The organism is Pseudarthrobacter sp. Hb11 (assembly GCF_059383655.1).
The window spans coordinates 155,207-174,415 of the sequence record NZ_JBWZCM010000007.1 but is presented as its reverse complement, the minus strand read 5'-3'; the positions used below and the strand labels follow the sequence as shown (position 1 = coordinate 174,415).

Below are 19,209 nucleotides of genomic sequence, written 5' to 3'. Positions count from 1 at the left end.
GGTTACCACCGTCGAACAAAAATCGGACCCAGCCCCCCTCGGGGGGGGGGGGGCGAGACCGGGTTTTTCGGGTTCTGACCGCGGCATTTAACCAGGCCGGCCGCAAGTGGCGCGCGGGATAGGATACCTAGGTGACTGAACCGATCCCCGCCGCGCCCGCACCGCTGTTTGGTGCTTCCGACATACGCCGGCTGGCGGAAGAGATAGGTGTCCGGCCCACCAAGACCCTCGGCCAGAACTTCGTCATTGATGGCAATACGATCCGCAGGATTGTGGCGGCGGCGGGCGTTGGTGCGGACGAGACCGTTTTGGAAGTGGGCCCCGGCCTCGGATCGCTGACCCTCGGTCTGCTGGATGCTGCGGCGTCCGTAGTCGCGGTGGAGATCGATCCCGTACTTGCCGCAAAACTTCCTGCCACGGTCAAGGAATGGCGCCCGGCCGCAGCAGGAACGTTCCATCTGGTGCAGGCAGACGCCATGAAGGTCACCGAACTCCCGGTTCAGCCCACCGCCCTCGTGGCCAACCTGCCCTATAACGTGGCCGTCCCCGTGGTGCTGCATCTGCTGCAGCACTTCCCGAGCCTGCAGCACGGCCTGGTGATGGTCCAGGACGAGGTGGCGGACCGCCTTGCCGCCGGCCCGGGATCCAAAACCTACGGCGTGCCGTCCGTCAAGGCTGCCTGGTACAGCCGCATGCGCAAAGCTGGTGTCATCGGCATGAACGTTTTCTGGCCCGCCCCCAAGATCCACTCCGGACTGGTGTCCTTCACCCGCCACGAGCCCCCTGCCACCACCGCCAGCCGTGAGCAGGTCTTCGCCGTGGTGGACGCAGCCTTCGCGCAGCGGCGCAAGACGCTCCGCGCAGCCCTCGCGGGCTGGGCCGGAAGCGCGGCGGAAGCCGAACGCTGCCTGGTGGCCGCCGGCGTCGACCCCACAGCGAGGGGCGAAGTGATCGACATCGCCGCCTTCGCGAAGATTGCGGAAGCCCGTGAGGCCCGGCCGTGAACGCCCTGGCAGGACGGTTTGCCCCCCGCACCGTCCGCGCGAAAGCGCCCGGCAAGGTCAACGTATCCCTGGACGTCGGACCGCTCCGGCCCGACGGCTACCACTCCGTAGCCAGCGTCTACCTTGCCGTATCCCTGTACGAGGAAGTTGCGGCCACCAGCACTGATGCCCCCGGCATCACGGTGAGCCTCAGCCCGGACAGCACGCTGGACCTGGACGACGTGGATATTCCACTGGACGGGAACAACCTGGCGTACAAGGCTGCAGCCATCATGGCGGACGTGTCCGAGCACGCCACCGGCGTCCATCTGGAAATCACGAAACGCGTGCCGGTGGCGGGCGGCATGGGCGGCGGGTCCGCTGACGCTGCCGCTACGCTCCTGGCCTGCGACGCACTCTGGAACAGCGGGCTGTCCCGTGAAGAACTGGCGCACCTTGCCGCCGAGCTTGGCGCCGACGTCCCCTTTTCCCTGCTCGGCGGAACAGCGGTGGGCTTGGGCCTCGGCGACGAGCTGTCTCCGGCACTGGCCAAGGCCCAGACCGATTGGGTCCTGGTCACGGCGGATTACGGACTGCCCACGCCCGAGGTGTACAGGACGCTGGACCGGATGCGGGCGGCAGAGGGCATCGAGGTGGCCGAACCAACAGGAGTGGACCCCCAGATTCTCACCGCCCTGCGCAGCGGGGACGCAGAAGCCCTCAGCCGCGTCCTGGTCAACGACCTCCAGCGGGCATCCATCGAACTGTCGCCTTCACTGCGCGATACGCTGGGAATAGGTGAAGCACACGGAGCCGTTGCAGGCGTCGTCTCTGGTTCCGGTCCAACCGTCGCGCTGTTGGCCGATGATCCCGTAGCCGCCGAAGGCCTCGCGGAGAACCTGCGGCGTTACGGCCTGACCGCCCTCGCCGTCCACGGCCCGGTTCCGGGGGCCCGCATCATGTCCGACATCCTTCTGTAAGACGTTCAGTTCCTACCTCAGCAGCAGAAAGCAGTTCCCTTTGGCACACCTTCTTGGCGGCGAGAACCTGACGGTCTCCTACGCAACCCGCACCGTCCTGGACGGCATTACCCTCGGACTTGAAGAGGGCGACCGGATCGGCATGGTTGGCCGGAACGGTGACGGAAAGTCCACCCTGATGCGCCTGCTGGCGCTGCGGTCCACCCCCGATTCGGGACGCGTCACCAAGCGCGGCGACGTAAACGTCGGCTACCTGGACCAAAGCGACGTGCTCGACGGCGACCTGACGGTCGGTGCGGCGATCGTGGGGGACCAGGCGGATTATGAGTGGGCCCGGAACCCGCAGATCCGCGAAATCATGGGCGGACTGGTATCCGACGTCGACTGGCACGCCAACGTCCACGCCCTGTCCGGCGGGCAGAAGCGGCGCGTGGCCCTGGCCAAGCTGCTTATCGAGGACCACGACGTCATTATGCTCGACGAGCCCACGAACCACCTGGACGTGGAGGGCGTCGCGTGGCTGTCCCGGCACCTGAAAACGCGCTGGCGTGCGAATCAGGGCGCTTTCCTGGTGGTCACCCACGACCGCTGGTTCCTGGACGAGGTCTGCAACAAGACCTGGGAAGTTCATGACGGCATCGTGGACCCCTTCGAAGGCGGTTACGCCGCGTACGTGCTGGCCCGAGCGGAGCGGGACCGCTCGGCGGCGGTCATGGAGGGCAAACGCCAGCAGCTGGTCAAGAAGGAACTGGCCTGGCTCCGCCGCGGCGCGCCGGCACGCACGGCCAAGCCAAAGTTCCGGATCGAGGCGGCCAACGCCCTCATTGCCGATGTGCCGGAACCCCGGGATTCCACCGCACTGAGCAAAATGGCCACGGCACGCCTGGGCAAGGACGTGCTCGACCTGGAAAACGTCTCGCTGGACTTCCTCGGCGGCGACGAAGGGCAGAAACTCTTCGACAACATCACCCTTCGCCTCGCGCCCGGCGAGCGGCTGGGACTGGTGGGCGTCAACGGCGCCGGCAAGACGACGCTGCTGAAACTGCTCAACGGCCAGATTGAACCCACGTCCGGCAAGCTCAAGCGCGGCAAGACCGTGGTCACCGCCGTGCTGACCCAGGAGGTCAAAGAGCTCGACGACGTCTCGGACCTGCGCGTCATCGAAGTGATCGAGCGTGAGAAGCGTTCCTTCAACGTGGGCGGCAAGGAGTTCACGGCCGGCCAGTTGGTGGAGCAGCTCGGCTTCACCAACGAGAAGCAGTGGACGCCGGTCAAGGATCTGTCCGGCGGTGAGCGCCGCCGCCTCCAGCTGTTGCGCCTGCTCGTGGGGGAGCCGAACGTGCTGATGCTCGATGAGCCCACCAACGACCTCGACACCGATACCCTCGCCGCAGTCGAGGATGTCCTCGATGGCTGGCCGGGAACGCTCGTTGTGGTCAGCCACGACCGCTACCTGCTGGAACGCGTCACCGACCACCAGATGGCGCTGTTGGGCGATGGAAAGATCCGTGCCCTGCCGCGCGGCGTAGACCAGTACCTGGAACTCCGGGAATCCGCCCTGGCCGGTTCCACCATCACCGGTGGCGGCAACCCCGTCACCAGTGGTGCTTCAGCGTCCGCGGCCACGGCTCCGACGGGCCCGTCCGAAGCGGAAAAGCGGGACGCCCGCAAAGCCAAGAACCGCATCGAACGCCAGCTCGGCAAACTCGAACAGCAGGAAAAGAAGCTCCACGACCACATGGTCAAGAGCACGGCCGACAACGACTTCGACGCCCTGGCCGAACAAAACAAAAAGCTCAAGGACCTCGCCGGCGAACGCGAAGCCCTCGAACTCGAATGGTTAGAGGCCCTGGAGGTCCTCGGCGAATAAGCCGTATCGTCCGTTCGGGGTGGGCGGATCCGGCTTAGGTGCCGGAGCCGGCCCTTCCGCGTCTAAGCGACGGCGAAGGGCAACTGCGCCGGGAAGGTGAACCCCGAGGACGGTAGCTGCAGCGTGAAGGGTGACCCTCGGGACCCGTAGGAAAGTCACCACATTGATGCACAGACCTACCCCTCGGACATCAGCTCCGGGTCTTTTTTGAGGCCGGTCAGGCCGTTCCAGGCGAGGTTTACCAGGTGTGCCGCAACGGTGTGCTTGTCGGGCTCGCGGCTGTCCTGCCACCACTGGCCGGTCATGGCGACCATGCCGACGAGCATCTGGGCGTACATGGCGCCGTCCCGGGCGCTGAAGCCGCGGCGGTCGAATTCGTCGGAGAGGATGTGCTCGACTTTGGCGGTGACGTGGGAGAGCAGGGTGGAAAAGGCGCCCTCGGGCTGCGACGGCGGGGCGTCCCGCATCAGGATCCGGAACCCTTCGGTGCGGTCCTCGATGTAGGTCAGCAGTGCCAGGGCGGCCCGTTCCACGAGGACGCGCGGCTTCGCCTCCTCGGTAAGGGCGGCGCTGATGGCCTCCAGGAGGATGCGGAACTCGAAGTCCACCACCTGGGTATAAAGCCCTTCCTTGGATCCGAAGTGTTCGTAGATGACCGGCTTGGATACTCCCGCGGAGGCTGCGATTTCCTCGATGGTTGTGCCGTCAAGTCCGCGGACTGCAAAGAGGCCCCGTCCCACGTCGATCAGCTGGTTCCGCCGCTGAAGGCCGGTCATCCTTGTCCGCGGAGGGTTGTTGCTCACATTTCCATCATGCACTACCCGTTGCCGGCGGAATCGCAGCCGACCTGCGGTGCGGAACACGGTGCCGTGACAGGGGCAGGGACGGGGCAGAAACGTGGCGGGACCGGGGCCTGAACGGCCTGTGTCGCGCAGCGCCCCGAACCCGTGGCAAAATAACTACTTGTGCCCAGGCGAAGCGCCTCGGCACGGTCCGCTCTGGTGTAATGGCAGCACCCCGGCCTTTGGAGCCGTGGAGTATAGGTTCGAATCCTATGGGCGGAACTGCTGTGCGAGGAGCGTTCAGTAGGATGTCATTCGGTGCCGGGACGGCTTCAGGCCGCGCGGGCACCGCAAAACGCCAGCGTCATTTAGCAAGGAGAGCCCGTACGTGATCCCCGAGAATACCGGCCCGGCCGCGGTCATCGTTCTGGCGGCAGGCGCCGGTACGCGGATGAAATCGCGCACTCCCAAGATTCTTCATGAAATTGGCGGCAGGTCCATGGTGGGCCACGCCCTGTTGGCCGCACGCAGTATCAATCCCCGGCAGCTCGCCATCGTGGTCCGGCACGAACGTGACCTGGTGGCACGCCACATTTCCGGGCTGGACCCTGCTGCCGTCATCGTCGACCAGGACGCTGTCCCGGGCACCGGACGTGCAGTGGAGGTCGCCCTCGAAACCCTGGACGCTGACCAGCACCTCACCGGAACCGTTGTGGTGACCTACGGCGACGTGCCCCTCCTGTCCGGAGACCTGCTGGCCGAGCTCGTAGCCACGCACGAACGCGAATCCAACGCGGTCACCGTCCTCACGGCTGTCCTCGACGACGCCACCGGCTACGGCCGCATCCTGCGCGGTGACGACGGGACCGTCACCGGCATCGTCGAACACAAGGACGCTTCCGACGCCGAGCGGCTCATCCGCGAGGTCAACTCCGGCATCTACGCCTTTGACGCTGCCGCCCTCCGCGACGCACTGTCCCACGTCACCAGCGACAACTCCCAGGGCGAGAAATACCTCACCGATGTCCTCGGACTGGCCCGGCAGGCAGGTGGCCGCGTAGCCGCCGTCGTCACTGCCGACCGCTGGCAGGTTGAAGGCGCCAACGACCGCGTCCAGCTTGCCGCCCTGGGCGCCGAGCTGAACCGGCGAGTTGTGGAGGCCTGGATGCGTGCCGGTGTCACGGTGGTAGACCCGGCAACCACTTGGATCGACTCTTCCGTGACCCTCGACGAGGACGTCCGGATCCTGCCCAACACCCAGCTGCATGGCGCCACGTCCGTGGCGAGGGATGCCGTCGTCGGCCCCGACACGACTCTCACGGACGTCACCATTGGTGAGGGCGCCAAGGTGGTACGCACCCACGGTTCAGGGGCGGTCATCGGCCAGCACGCCGCCGTCGGACCCTTTACGTACCTGCGCCCCGGCACCGTCCTCGGCGAAAGCGGCAAGATCGGCGCGTTCTACGAAACAAAGAACGTCACCATCGGCCGTGGCTCCAAGCTGTCCCACCTCGGCTATGCCGGCGATGCTGAAATTGGTGAGGATACCAACATCGGCTGCGGAAATATCACGGCCAATTACGACGGCGAGAAGAAGCACCGCACGGTAATCGGCTCCGGCGTCAGGACCGGCTCCAATACAGTGTTCGTTGCCCCGGTCACCGTGGGGGACGGTGCCTACAGCGGCGCCGGCGCGGTGATCCGCAAGGACGTCCCGGCGGGCGCACTCGTGCTGACGGTTGCCGCCCAGCGCAACACGGAGGGCTGGGTAGCCGCGAACCGCCCTGGCACCCGCTCCGCCGAACTGGCCCAGGCAGCCACCCCAGATACCTCAAGTACCCCGGCATCTACAGAAGAGGGCAAGCAATAATGAGCGAAATTACGGCGCGCGGCGAAAAGAAGCTGGTGCTGGCCACAGGCCGCGCCCACCCCGAGCTGGCCCGGGAGATCGCCAAGGAGCTCGGCACCGACCTCCTCCCGGTAGACGCCTACGACTTCGCCAACGGTGAGATCTACGTCCGTGCCGGCGAGAGCGTCCGCGGAACGGACGCTTTTGTCATCCAGGCGCACCCCGCTCCGCTGAACAACTGGTTAATGGAACAGCTGATCATGATCGATTCGCTGAAGCGCGCCTCGGCCAAGCGCATCACTGTGGTTTCTCCCTTCTACCCGTATGCCCGGCAGGACAAAAAAGGCCGCGGCCGCGAACCCATCTCGGCCCGCCTGGTGGCAGACCTGTACAAGACCGCCGGCGCCGACCGCATCATGAGTGTGGACCTGCACACCTCGCAGATTCAGGGCTTCTTCGACGGCCCGGTGGACCACCTGATGGCCATCCCGCTGCTCGCCGACTACATCCGCACCCGGGTGAACGCCGAGAACATCACCGTGGTCTCGCCTGACACGGGCCGCGTCCGCGTCGCTGAGCAGTGGGCAGAACGCCTGGGCGGCGCCCCGCTGGCGTTTGTGCACAAGAGCCGCGACCTCACCGTCCCCAACCAGGCTGTTTCAAAGACCGTAGTGGGCCAGATCGAGGGACGCACCTGCGTCCTGATCGACGACATGATCGACACCGGCGGAACCATCTCCGGTGCCGTCAATGTGCTGAAGAACGCGGGGGCCAAGGACGTTATTATCGCCGCCACGCATGCTGTCTTTTCCGAGCCGGCCGCCCAGCGCCTCTCCGAGTCCGGCGCCCGTGAAGTGGTGGTCACCAACACGCTCCCGCTCACCGCGTCACAGCGGTTCCCGCAGCTGACCGTGCTGTCCATCGCTCCGCTGATCGCCCGTGCCATCCGGGAAGTGTTCGACGACGGCTCGGTCACCAGCCTGTTCGACGGTAAGGCCTAGCGGTTCAGGAGGTTGGGAGGCCCCGCGCCCAGCGGCTGAGTTGATCGGCCGCCGGGGGCGGGGCCCGTTTTCAGTATTTGGTTCCGCCGCTGGTAGACTTTCCAGCGATACCTTGGCGAGGGAGAGCGCCGGTACCCCCTGCGGGAGCCGGTTAGCAGTCTCCGTTATCGACTGGGTCTGAATCTCCCTTCGAAGATGGGTCCGGCCACGGCCGCCCGGCGTTGAAGGTCGCGACAGACCTCCGCCCTTGCTGAACACCGTTTTAGTTTTCAAGGAGATATTCATGTCTGAGCAGAAGCTTGCAGCAGAACTGCGCACCGAATTCGGCAAGGGCTATGCCCGCCGCGCCCGGATGGCCAACCTGATCCCCGCCGTCATCTACGGCCACGGCGCAGAGCCCATCCACATCACCCTCCCGGCCAAGGCAACCACCCTCGCCGTCCGCACCGCCAACGCCCTGCTGGCCCTGGACATCAACGGCGAAGGCCACCTGGCTCTGGTCAAGGACGTCCAGCGTGACCCGATCAAGCAGATCATCGAGCACATCGACCTCCTCACCGTCCGCCAGGGTGAAAAGGTGACCGTTGACATTCCGGTCCACGTCGTCGGCGAGCTTGCTCCGGGCAACGCCTTCAACCAGGAACTCACCGTCATCTCCCTTGAGGCCGAGGCAACCCACCTGCCCACCGCCGTCGAGGTCAGCATTGAAGGCCGCAGCGCAGGCGAGCACATTCACGCTTCTGACCTGGTCCTGCCGAAGGGTGCAGTCCTGCTGGCGGACGCCGATGCCCTCGTGGTGAACATCTCCGAGGCCACCGAGTCCGGCGACGAAGAAGGCACGGAGGAAGCTGCCGGCGCCGCTTCCGAGGCCGCAGCCGAGTAATCCGCCTGCACCTTTCAGCGGTGGCCGGATCCCCCTGGGGTCCGGCCACTGCCATGTCTGCTACCCGCAGCCCGTACCAAAGCCCCTGCGCGCCCCACCTTAGGATTGATTCATGACTGACACCTGGTTGATCGTTGGCCTCGGAAACCCGGGAGTGCAGTACCAGGGCAACAGGCATAACGTCGGGCAGATGGTCCTTGACGAACTCGCCGGACGCGTGGGAGCCGGCTTCAAGACCCACAAGGCACGCGCGCAGGTGGTGGAGGGCCGCATCGGCATCGGTGGTCCCCGCGTGGTGCTGGCCAAACCCATGAGCTACATGAACGTTTCCGGCGGACCCGTTTCGGCGCTGGCGAGCTTTTACGGCATTACGCCGGATCACGTGGTGGCGGTGCACGACGAGATCGATATTCCCTTCAACACTGTGAAACTCAAGACCGGCGGGGGAGAAGGCGGCCACAACGGACTACGGGATATCTCCAAAGCGCTTGGCACGAAGGACTATCTCCGCGTCCGCGTGGGGGTCGGAAGGCCGCCCGGCCGGATGGACACAGCCGACTACGTGCTGCGCGATTTCGGCTCGGGCGAACTCAAGGAGCTGCCTTTCCTGCTGGACGAGGCAGCCGATGCGGTGGAGCTGCTCCTGCGCGAGGGGCTCATGTCCGCCCAGCAGAAGTTCCATCCGGCGAAGTCCGAGCGCTAGCAACAAAAAAACTTAAAGTCCCCGGTACCTGTTTCCTTGTCTGTGCCACAAGGTAGTCTTTTTCGTAGGCGGGGGAGCAATGGGGCTACATCCCGCTATCGCGGGATGTAGGGGATAAGTTCATGTCAATCGAGCCACTTAGCTGGGGACGTGGGTCAACATCTCACGACGTTGGGCTGCACACCGAAAACGCCGGCGCGCCCGGGGCACAACAGTGGTCTGCGCCTGCCCGCAGCGCCAACCTTGAAGCGGTTCGCGCCGCCCTGACCAGCGAAAACTCTCTCGGCGCCGTCATCACGGGAGGCCGGGGCGTAGGAAAGTCCTCGCTCGCCCGTGCCGCAGTTTCCAATCTTGGTGCGGACGTCTGGTCCCTGCAGCTTCGGAGCGGGCCCGCCGGCGCCAACACTCCCTACGGCTGCCTCTCCTTCCTGCTTGCGCGCCTGCCGCAGGCCTACATGGGTTCTCCCACCGCGATTCTCCGCGGGATCACGTCGCTGATCCGGAGCGACGCCGCCGGCAGGCGCTGCGTCATTACCCTGGACACGTCCGGCAGCATTGACGAAATGAGCGCGGGAGTGCTGCTGAATGTACTCCTGACGGGCACGGCCAAAATCATCGCCGTTGCACCAAAGATCAGTGACCTTCCCGCCGACTTCCACTGGCTGCTCACGGACCGGCGCCTGACCGAGGTCCGGCTCAGCAACCTCAATGAACTGCAGACCCGCCAGGTCCTGTTGTCCCTGCTCGGCCACCGGGTCTCAGCGTCGCTGGTCACCACCTATCACCAAATGGTGGGCGGAAACCCGCTGCTGCTGAAAGCGCTGGTTACCGAACAGCGGCTCTCGGGCAACCTCGTTCTGTCCGACTCCGTCTGGACCCTCCGCGACAAAGTGGTGCTCGACGGCGCCGCCAGCCTTGACGACATCGTGCGGTCACGCTGGTCGCGGGAGACGCCGGAAACCAGGGAAGTCATCGAGATGCTTTCCTGCGCCAGGCGGGTGGAGCTCTCCAGGCTCACGGCGGTGTACCACTCCGAGGTAGTGGCGGACATGGAGGATGCCGGCTTACTGGAGATTGACGATTCGGACCACCGGTGGGTGTCCCTGCGGGAAAAGTACATTGGCGACGTCGTGCGGTCATGGATAAGCATTGCCCGGCGCCGGGAACTGCGGAGCGCACTTCTGGGCGGTACCGAACCGGACCCCGCGGACATGACCGTCGAGGAGCTGATGGCCTTTGCCGCGTGGACGCACGAGTGTGAGGCCGAGCTGAGCCCGGCCCTGGCCCTGGCAGCTGCCGAAGCCGCCGTCCAGCTGTTTGACCCCCGCTTCGCCCTGGTTTACGCGGACATGCTGGAGCGGACGGACCAGGAGTGGGTTCCCGCCCAGCGCCAGAAGGCGGGCGCTTATCTTCAGCTGGACCTGCCGGTCCAGGCCCTCGCTGCCCTGGAGGATATTTCCCAGCCGGAACTGGACAATGTTGGTGTCGAAGAATACGCCCGTGTCATAGCGGCGAAGGCCCGGGTGATGTTGTGGCATCCGGAACAGGCAGCCAAAGTCCCGGCCCTTCTTGCTGAAGCCCGTGAACGGCTGGAGGGCGCGGCAGAACAGGCACCCTGGCCGCACCCTGCCGTGGCAGCCGCGAACCGGGTCGCGCTCAGCGGGTTCGAGTACCGCGCGTTCGTCGGCGACTACGCGGCCATGATTCCAGACCTCGAGGCGGCGGCAGATCCGGCACGGAACCCGGACACCGGCTACCGGATGCAGTCCGCCGTCATCCTGATGACGGCGCTGGCCTTGACCGGGCGGGAAATGGATGCGCTGAGCCTGATGCGTCAGCTTGGCGGCCAGATAACCGACGCCTCCCACGTGGTGGGTTTACGCGAGCAGTACACCAGGGAGGCCTACCTGGTGCTGCTGATTGCCGGGCAGTGGCGTCGCTGCATCGATCTCCTGGGTCCGCACGGCAGCGGGGAATACGACCGCCTGCCGTACCGGAGCGCCGCTACCGAACTTGCTGCCGGACTCGCCTATGTCTACTCCGGCCGGGGCGGGGTTGCCTTGGACCCGCTGATTTCTGCGGTGGCGCAGCTGGAACTTCAACCGCTCCAGAGTGCCCTCCGCTGTGCCTACGCCGCGACAGCACTCGCCCACGCGCAGATGGGCAACGCTGCCCAGGCGCGCAAATTCCTGACCAAACTCCAGCGGACCCCGGGCAAGTCCAGTTTCACCACGGAGAGCATTATCGAGTTCTGCGCGCTGGTGGCGGGACGATGGCTGGGCGACGCCGAAGCCGCTGCGGGCCTGAAGCAGTCAGCCCGGCGGTACAAGGGGGCAGGCCTTTACACCGTCGCCGGGATCAGTCTGCTGGCGGCTACCGTCAACGGCAGCGACGCTGACTTCCGCCTTCTGGAGGAGATCGCGGACCACCGTCAGGGCCCCCTTGCGGAGATCGCCCGACTTATCGCAGTGGGGAGCCGGACCAAGGATGCCAAGACCCTGCTTGCCGCGGGGGAAATCGCGGCCACCCTCGAACTGGACGCCGTTGAGGCCCGCTGTATGGCGCTGGCAGTGGATTTCGCGCGGCAGGACGGGGATTCCATTTCCGCCCGGACCGCCCAGGCGCGTCTGGACATCCTGGCTGCCACCGTGGCGAACCTTCCCATCGTGCCCAGCAGTGGCAGCCCGTTGCTGACCGCGCGGGAGCGCCAGATCGCGCGGCTGGCCGGCCGCGGAGCATCGAACCGTGACATCGCCCTGGAAATGGGTGTGTCCGTCCGCACCGTGGAAGGCCACCTCTACCAGGTCTTCACAAAGCTGGGCGTAACTTCCAGGGGTGATCTGACTGGACTCGTCTAACGGCCACAAACCGGCACCCGCCCAACGCCCTGTCACCGGCCGGCGCGAACCCCTGGACCGGATCTGCAACATCGTCCGGAGCGGGACCAGCCAGGCTGTATTTGTGATGGCCGGGCCCGGAATCGGCAAGACGTCCCTCACAGAGGCCATCGCAGAGCGGCTCTCCGGGGATCTGAACATCCTGCAGATTCATGGGAGTTCTGCATTGGCCGCCGTACCTTTCGGCGTCCTGACTCCCTATACAGGTGAGCTGACCGCCGAAGAGTCGGTTTCGCCGGTGGCGGTATTGCGCTCCATGTGGACGTACTTCGAGAAGCTGAAGGCAGGCAGGGGCGCCCCTGTCCTTTTGGTAGTGGACGATGCCCACCACTTGGACGACGCCTCGGCCGGGGTAGTGGCGGACCTCATCTCCGCAGGTTGGGCAACAGTGGTGGCGGCTGCCAGGCCACGGCCCGGGCTGCCGCAGCCGCTGGACCAGCTCTGGTACGACGGCCTTGCCGAAAGGGTGGACCTTCGGCCCCTCAACCGGGAACAGATTGAAGAAGTTCTGGCCAACGTCCTCGATGGAACGGTGCCGGCCGCCACAGTGGACGCCGTGTGGATTGCGTCCGGCGGTAATCCCCGCATTCTCGATGCCCTGCTGCACGACGCTGCCGAAAGTGGTGTCCTGGCTAAGCGGAACGGCATCTGGATGTTGCTCGGCCCTGTGCCCGCCGACGGCGCCCAGCTCACGGCGGTGGTGACAAAGGACCACATCCGGCGCGGGCCGGAGGAGCAGGAGGCCCTGAAGCTCATCGCGCTTGCCGGCCCGGTGGGCCGCAAGGTGATCGAGGACATCAGCGGAGCCGCCGTGGTCCGGGCGCTCCTTGACCAGCAGATGATTATTGAAACCCCTGGAGTCCCGGCCGAACTCTCCCTGTGGAATGCCCTTTTCGCCAACGCCATCCGAAGCACAATCTCCGTGTCGCGCAGCCTGCAGCTGCTGGAGAAGATCCGGGCCCACCAAAACGGCACGGTTTTGCGCGGGGAGGGCATGCTTCGGTCCGTGGAGTGGGCCTTTGAATGTGGACTGCGCATATCGGACCCGGAAATGCTCGACGCCGCCCGCGAGGCCCTGAGGCGGTTCCGCAACCCAAGCGCCCGGACCATAGCCGCCAAGATCCAGGATCCTGCGCTGATGCCGTTGGCCACCGCTATCCAGGCACGGGCCCTCTACAACGAGGGCGCGTACAGCCAGGCCGCCCACATGCTGGATAGCTGTTGGCGCCAGCTTTCCGATCAACCTGACGGTCCTGCCGTCCTTTTGCTCCGGGCAGCGGCCCATCAGGCCACCAGCCAGTCACTGGACGCCTTGGCCGAGGACATACGGGAACACGCCCGGGAGCACGCCGAAGGGGACCGTCAACCCCAAGACCAGCTCCTGCAGGTCATCCGCTTCCTGCAACTTGGGGCAGCCGTGGATGCCGGGGCGCTGGCCACTGAGGTCCGGGACATCCGGAGCATCGCCTCCACGGAGCCCGGAGGCGAATCGGTCAGGGTGCTTGGTGAAGCGCTTCTGGGCCACGCCCTTGCCGCCGCCGGCCGCGCCGGCGAGGGACTGGATTCCGCCCTCCTGGCCGCCTCGGACTTGCCGCCGCTGGAAGACAGCCTGTTCTTCTTCACCGAGTTCGTGCTGGGACGGCTCGTGACCGGCTACCTGGCAATGGGTGAATGGGAATCGGCCGAGCGGGAACTGAACAATTACGCGGCCGGACACGCGGCCGGAGCTGCCACGTTCAACGGAAGCCTGGAGGTGCTCCAGGGATACTCGCTTCTTCGGCAAGGCCGCATGGACCGGGCGTACCAGGTGCTGCTGCCGGCCGTTGAGGCGTTGAGGCTGAATGATCCGCTGCAGCTGTTCCGCTTCGGGTCCTCCCTGGGTTTCTACGTGGCCGCCAGGCTGGGGGATGCAGCGCAGGCAAAACGGCTTGAACAGGACTTCACCGACGCAATGGCGGGAGGCCCAGCCCACGAGCTGCTGGCCGCAGCCTACGGCGCCGCCGCCTCCGAATATCTGTCCCGGGACGGCAAGGGTCTGGCGACGCTCCATACTCTGGCCACCACTCAGGGCGCCACCGCCAGGGCCGGCACCCTGCTCGAAATCCTGGCCATCTGCTGGGACCTGGGTGATCCTTCCGTTATCCCCATGGTGCAGTCAGTGGCGAAGACGGTGGAGGGCCGATGGGCCCAGGCGATGCTGACACTGGCTGCCGGCTGGGAAGCAGCTGACGGGGATGACCTGATGGGCACGGCAGCCTCACTGGAGGAAGCGGGGTTCGTGAATCTGGCCCGCGAGGCCTATGCCCGTGCCAGTACCGTCCTGGAGCAGGCCGGAGAACGCCGACGGTCAAGGCAGGCGGTGGCACTCCGCGAGAAGTGCGACCACGAACTGGGGGAGCGGTTCCGGGAAGGCCGGTTTATTGCTGCCGCTCCCGCCGTCCACCTCACCCGCCGGGAGCAGGACATCGTGGGGCTGGCTGTGCAGGGCCTCACGGACCGCGAAATCGCCCAACGGCTGATGGTCTCGGTGCGTACCGTAGAAGGGCACCTGTACCGCACGTACGTGAAGCTGGGTGTGCGCAGCCGCGATGAGCTGGAGTCAGCCCTCCCGAAATAAGTTTGAATAGCCCGTCCGACGAACCACCGCCGTTGCGCCCTTTTGCCTGCCCAAAAACGGGCGGCGCACGCCCGGGACCCTTGGTCCAGCTGCCCATTGGGGCGATGCGGGTACTGCAGGCAGTCCCCGTAGTGCGTCGACGCTGAATTCGAGTACACCCTACTCGTGCGCAGAGTGGTTCCGAGGGATTTACTTAAGGAGGCAAAAGGAACCGGCCGAAAGAAGCCGCAAGAGTTGCCCGCAGCAGAACAAGTCTTTCCCGTCCTCACAATCTTCCGGTCCTTCGGGGCCGGGCTGGGCGGGGCCGGCAACGTCAGAGTCTTCTGAGACCGAGGCTCTCCCCCCAGCCGTTGCCGGCCCTCCATTCCGCGGGGCTGAAGCCCGGAGCGGCTGTGGGACAATTGAGTGTCATCCGTTGGCATCTCAAGGAGTTAGTTTTGGCCGTAGTATCAACGCCAGCCACACTGGAACGTGCCTTGCCGGTCATGGATAACGCCGAAGTGCAACGCATCCGGAACGACTTCCCGGTCCTGGACCAACTGGTCAACGGACGCCCCCTGGTCTATCTGGACTCCGGAGCCACGTCCCAGAATCCGCTGAGCGTCATCGAAGCCGAGCAGGAATTCTATGAGCAGCGCAATGCTGCCGTGCACCGCGGTGCCCACCACCTCGCGGTCGAGGCTACCGAAGCGTTCGAGGACGCCCGGCAGACAGTGGCCGACTTCGTCAGCGCTGACTTCTCCGAGATCATCTGGACGTCCAACGCAACGGAGGGCCTCAACCTGCTCAGTTACGCGCTGTCCAACGCCGGCCTATGGGCGGCACAGGGGCGGGGCGACGCCCGGCTGAAGGACCTTGCACTGAACCCGGGTGATGAGATCGTGGTGACGGAAATGGAGCACCACGCCAACCTCATACCCTGGCAGGAACTTGCCTTCCGCACCGGGGCAAGCCTTCGCTACATACCCGTGGACGACGCCGGCAGCCTCCGCATGGACCTGGCCGGCGGCATCGTCAACGCGAGGACGAAAGTGCTGGCTTTCACCCACGCCTCCAACGTCCTGGGCACCATCAACCCCGTCCGCGAACTTACCGCCCTGGGCCGGAACGCCGGCGCCCTGGTGGTCCTGGACGCCTGCCAGTCCGCCCCGCATATGCCTTTGGACGTCAAAGAGTTGGACGTTGACTTCGCAGTCTTTTCCGGACACAAAATGCTGGCCCCCACGGGAATCGGGGTGCTCTACGGCAAGCAGGAGATCCTGGACATCCTGCCGCCGTTCCTGACCGGTGGGTCAATGATCACCACTGTGACCATGGAGCGCGCTGAGTACCTCCCCGCGCCCCAGCGCTTTGAAGCCGGGACCCAGCGGATCTCCCAGGCGGTAGCCTTGGCTGCTGCTGCCAACTACCTGACGGAAACAGGGCTGGACCGGATCCACCGCTGGGAGGCTGAGCTTGGCCAGCGCATGATCACCGGGCTGGAATCCCTTCCGGGGATCCGGGTGCTCGGTCCCGCCGCGGGCCAGGACCGGATAGGGCTCGCCGCGTTCGACGTTGAGGGAGTGCACGCCCACGACGTGGGCCAATACCTTGATTCGCGGGGAATCGCCGTGCGAGTTGGACACCACTGTGCCCAGCCGCTGCACCGCCGGCTCGGGTTGACGGCCACCACCAGGGCAAGCGCGTACCTGTACAACACCACCGACGACGTGGACCAGTTCCTGGATGCCGTCTCGGGCGTGCGGGCCTACTTCCGCGCCTAAGACACCAACACTTTGAAGGTATGACATGAGCCTTGACCACCTGTACCAGCAGATCATCCTTGACCATTCCAAGGCCCGCCATGGCAGCGGACTGGCCGGGACACAGGCGCCGGACGGCGCCACGACGGGGCAGTCGCACCAGCTCAACCCCGTCTGCGGCGACGAAGTAACCCTGCGCCTCGCCGTAACCGACGGCAAAGTTGCGCAAATCGCCTGGGACGGCGCGGGCTGCTCCATCTCCATGGCGTCAGCCTCCGTCCTCACGGACCTGGCTGAAGGAATGACTGTGGCTGAGCTGCACGAGGTGATTGACAGCTTCCGCGAGGTCCTCCGGTCCCGGGGCAAAATAACCGCGGATCCGGAACTCCTGGGCGATGCGGCAGCGTTCGAGGGAGTCGCCCGCTACGCGGCCCGCGTGAAGTGCGCCATGATTTCCTGGGTAGCGGCGGAGGACGCGCTCAACCAGGCAGCCTGACAGCACAAACCTGACCAAGCAGCCTGACGGCAAAAGAGTCCGGGCCTCCTTCCCGCAGGAAGAAGGCCCGGACTTCTTAGTGGAACCTGCTTAGAACAGCGACATGATGCCGATGATGGCGGTGGCCGCCCCCAGCACCATGGAGATGCTCACCAGCACCACGTGAACGGTAAGGAACTTCGTGGCCTTGCCGGCGGCGTCGCGGGCCCGGGGATCCTTCATGACCCGGCGCAGGAACTGCGGCCAGACCACCAGGGACCAGACGCCGGCGATGATCAGGACCAGCGCGGCGAAGACGGGCAGCTCCACGAGTTAGTGGCTTTCCAGCCAGGCCTGGGCCTGCTTGGCCTGCAGGTTCAGCGCCTTGGCAACCATGGGCTCGGCGGCGTCGGCAATTTTCCCGCCGAGGAACGGAACCGAGGACTTGACGGCACCCTCGAGCTCGACGCGCGTGCCGCCGTCGGCAGCTATCAGCCGCTGCACGGCGGTGACGTCCACGGGAGCGCCAGCGACCTTCAGCGAGATGTTGCTCTGGCGGGAGCCGTCCGCCGCGGGGGCATCCCAGCTTTCCACCTGCGTCACCTTTAGGTGCTCACCGACAAACTTGCGGGCGAACTCGGGAAGCCGGGTGGTGGGAAGGGTCCGTACGGACGTGGCGCTGAACGCGCCGGCGACGTCGCCGTCAACGGTGAAGGATTCGAGGCTGCCGCCCACCAGCTGGCTGACGTGGCGCTGGAAATCCTCATTCACCAGGACAGCTGCAACGCTGGGTACGGAGTGCGGAAGGGTGGTGGTTGCGCTCAGGGCCATGGGTCCTCCTGGGACGTGGGGAACGGATTAAGCTCCAAACATCCTACGGGGTCCTCGCTGTCCGCTCCGCATCCACGAGCTTCCGCGCCGCTCCGGTGATGTTCCTCGCCATGGCCGGAAAGATCAGGCTGTGGAACGGAAGGACCGCCAGCCAGTAAAGCCGCCCGCTCAGGCCTTTGGGGAAGAAGATGGCCCGCTGCCGGTACCTGCTGCCGTTTGCGTCGGGCTCCACGGACAGCTCCAGCCATGCCCGGCCCGGTGCCCGCATCTCGGCGCGGAGCCGCAGCAGTTTGCCGTGGTCAATCCGTTCCACCCGCCACCAGTCCACCACTTCGCCGGCGGCGAGGGTATGCGGATGCCTGCGTCCGCGCAGCAGGCCGGCGCCGCCCGTCAGCTTGTCCAGCCAGCCACGGACCTGCCAGGCCAAAGGCAGGGAGTACCAGCCGTTCCGCCCGCCGATGCCCTCAATGACCGTCCACACGTGGACGGGATCCACATCGCCGTGGAAGGTCCGTTCGTCGATGTAGACCTTGTGCCCCGCCCAGTCGGGGTCGCTGGGCAGGGGATCGGCAGCCACCCCGGCGTTCGCCCAGGTGGTCTCCACCTGCCCGTCGCGTTCCCTGCCGAGGGCCAGGGCGACGGCGGTGCGGTAGGCGGTAAGGCCGCCGTCGGGCTGCGGAATGTACCGGTCGATGTCGTGCTCATTGGACACGGCGTCGTGCTGGAGGGACTGGACCAGGGGCACGGCCATGGACAGCGGGATGGGTGTGGTCAGGGCAACCCACATGCCGGCGAGTTTGGGCGCAGGGACGGGCAGTGCAAGCACCACCCGGTAGGGCAGCCCGGCTTCGGCGGCGTACTCCTTCATCATCCCAGCGTAGGTGAGCACCTGGCGGCAGCCGACGTCGAACGTGCGGTTGATCGGGCCGTCCAGGGAAGCCGCGGACACCAGGTAGTAGAGGACATCCCGCACCGCGATGGCCTCGATGCGGTTGCGGACCCAGCTGGGCGCCGGCATCAGCGGCAACGTCTCGGAAAGGTGCCGGATCATCTCGAAGGAGGCCGAGCCGGAGCCGATCACCACGCCCGCCTGGAACACGATGGCGTCCACCGGACTGTCGAGGAACACTTTGCCTACGGCCTCGCGGGAGCGCATGTGGGTGGACAGTTCCACGCCTTGGGGATGGAGGCCGCCCAGGTAGATGATCCTGCCCACCCCCGCCGCCGCAGCAGCATCAGCGGCCGCCCGCGCCATCGCCTGTTCCTTGGCTTCGAATCCCGCCCCGGCTGCCATCGAGTGCACGAGGTAGTAGAAGACGTCGACGCCGGCCAGCGCCGCCCGCAACGCGTCGCCGTCGTCCAGGCTGCTCTCCATGACCTCCACCCTGTCCCGCCATGGCACCCCCGCGATTTTGTTTGGGGAGCGCACCAGGACTTTGACTGTGAGGCCCTCCTCCAGGAGCTTCGGCACCAGCCGGCCGCCGATGTAACCTGTGGACCCGGTGACCAGGACGGTCTTGGGTGAACGCTCGGTGCTGCTGGTTCCGGTCATGCTGTCTCCTCTTCGTCTCTAAGCTGTTCGGAGCCGCAGCGCGC

Annotated in this window: 15 protein-coding genes and 1 tRNA gene; 12 read left to right on the top strand and 4 right to left on the bottom strand. The window is 65.9% G+C overall.

All coding sequences use genetic code 11. From position 1 onward, the window contains the following. Positions 1–131: 131 nt before the first annotated feature. The 3 genes from rsmA to AC50X7_RS12335 are packed head-to-tail and all read left to right on the top strand — an operon-like array spanning position 132 to position 3,833. Positions 132–1,004 carry a 16S rRNA (adenine(1518)-N(6)/adenine(1519)-N(6))-dimethyltransferase RsmA gene (gene rsmA, locus AC50X7_RS12345; protein ID WP_307095875.1) on the top strand — a complete coding sequence of 291 codons (873 nt, stop codon included), beginning with the start codon at positions 132–134 and terminating at the stop codon, positions 1,002–1,004. Then, the gene (locus AC50X7_RS12340; RefSeq protein ID WP_494979257.1) at positions 1,001–1,963 is read left to right on the top strand and encodes a 4-(cytidine 5'-diphospho)-2-C-methyl-D-erythritol kinase; all 963 of its coding nucleotides are present in this window, start codon (positions 1,001–1,003) and stop codon (positions 1,961–1,963) included. The genes rsmA and AC50X7_RS12340 overlap by 4 nt, the downstream gene beginning before the upstream one ends. Before the next feature lie 40 nt (positions 1,964–2,003). Next, entirely contained in the window at positions 2,004–3,833 is a 1,830-nt protein-coding gene (locus AC50X7_RS12335) for an ABC-F family ATP-binding cassette domain-containing protein (RefSeq protein ID WP_307095871.1), read from the top strand. Between the two features lie 176 nt (positions 3,834–4,009). On the opposite strand, the gene AC50X7_RS12330 is transcribed toward AC50X7_RS12335, so the two are convergent. Continuing rightward, on the bottom strand, positions 4,010–4,636 hold the full coding sequence (locus tag AC50X7_RS12330) for a TetR/AcrR family transcriptional regulator (protein WP_494979256.1): 627 nt from the start codon (positions 4,634–4,636) through the stop codon (positions 4,010–4,012). A 189-nt stretch (positions 4,637–4,825) separates the two neighbouring features. On the opposite strand from AC50X7_RS12330, the gene AC50X7_RS12325 reads away from it, so the two are divergent. The 9 genes from AC50X7_RS12325 to sufU all read left to right on the top strand — a co-directional run bounded on the left by AC50X7_RS12325 (position 4,826) and on the right by sufU (position 16,803). Continuing rightward, positions 4,826–4,897: transfer RNA gene (locus tag AC50X7_RS12325), tRNA-Gln, on the top strand. A gap of 106 nt (positions 4,898–5,003) precedes the next feature. Next, entirely contained in the window at positions 5,004–6,485 is a 1,482-nt protein-coding gene (glmU, locus tag AC50X7_RS12320; RefSeq protein ID WP_494979255.1) for a bifunctional UDP-N-acetylglucosamine diphosphorylase/glucosamine-1-phosphate N-acetyltransferase GlmU, read from the top strand. After that, entirely contained in the window at positions 6,485–7,465 is a 981-nt protein-coding gene (locus AC50X7_RS12315) for a ribose-phosphate diphosphokinase (RefSeq protein WP_494979254.1), read from the top strand. Before glmU ends, AC50X7_RS12315 begins: the two co-directional genes overlap by 1 nt. 283 nt (positions 7,466–7,748) lie before the next feature. After that, positions 7,749–8,348, top strand: a complete 600-nt coding sequence (locus tag AC50X7_RS12310) for a 50S ribosomal protein L25/general stress protein Ctc (protein ID WP_494979253.1) — start codon at positions 7,749–7,751, stop codon at positions 8,346–8,348. 112 nt (positions 8,349–8,460) lie between these two features. Next, the gene (gene pth, locus AC50X7_RS12305; protein WP_494979252.1) at positions 8,461–9,051 is read left to right on the top strand and encodes an aminoacyl-tRNA hydrolase; all 591 of its coding nucleotides are present in this window, start codon (positions 8,461–8,463) and stop codon (positions 9,049–9,051) included. Between the two features lie 122 nt (positions 9,052–9,173). After that, the gene (locus AC50X7_RS12300) at positions 9,174–11,909 is read left to right on the top strand and encodes a helix-turn-helix transcriptional regulator (protein ID WP_494979251.1); all 2,736 of its coding nucleotides are present in this window, start codon (positions 9,174–9,176) and stop codon (positions 11,907–11,909) included. Between the two features lie 52 nt (positions 11,910–11,961). Beyond that, positions 11,962–14,565 (top strand): LuxR C-terminal-related transcriptional regulator, encoded by a 2,604-nt coding sequence (locus AC50X7_RS12295; protein ID WP_494979262.1) that lies wholly within the window; start codon positions 11,962–11,964, stop codon positions 14,563–14,565. A 437-nt stretch (positions 14,566–15,002) separates the two neighbouring features. Continuing rightward, positions 15,003–16,328 (top strand): SufS family cysteine desulfurase, encoded by a 1,326-nt coding sequence (locus AC50X7_RS12290; protein WP_494979250.1) that lies wholly within the window; start codon positions 15,003–15,005, stop codon positions 16,326–16,328. Positions 16,329–16,353: 25 nt separating this feature from the next. Then, a complete protein-coding gene (sufU, locus tag AC50X7_RS12285) occupies positions 16,354–16,803 on the top strand; it encodes a Fe-S cluster assembly sulfur transfer protein SufU (RefSeq protein WP_494979249.1) in 450 nt (149 codons plus the stop codon). 90 nt (positions 16,804–16,893) lie between these two features. On the opposite strand, the gene AC50X7_RS12280 is transcribed toward sufU, so the two are convergent. Genes AC50X7_RS12280 through AC50X7_RS12270 form a run of 3 tightly spaced genes read right to left on the bottom strand, consistent with a single transcriptional unit; the run spans position 16,894 to position 19,165 of the window. Continuing rightward, complete coding sequence (locus AC50X7_RS12280; RefSeq protein ID WP_307095856.1) at positions 16,894–17,112, bottom strand: SCO4848 family membrane protein; 219 nt, start codon at positions 17,110–17,112, stop codon at positions 16,894–16,896. Between the two features lie 3 nt (positions 17,113–17,115). Next, a complete protein-coding gene (locus tag AC50X7_RS12275; protein ID WP_307095854.1) occupies positions 17,116–17,613 on the bottom strand; it encodes a DUF2505 domain-containing protein in 498 nt (165 codons plus the stop codon). 43 nt (positions 17,614–17,656) lie between these two features. Further along, positions 17,657–19,165, bottom strand: a complete 1,509-nt coding sequence (locus AC50X7_RS12270) for an SDR family oxidoreductase (RefSeq protein ID WP_494979248.1) — start codon at positions 19,163–19,165, stop codon at positions 17,657–17,659. Positions 19,166–19,209: the final 44 nt, after the last annotated feature.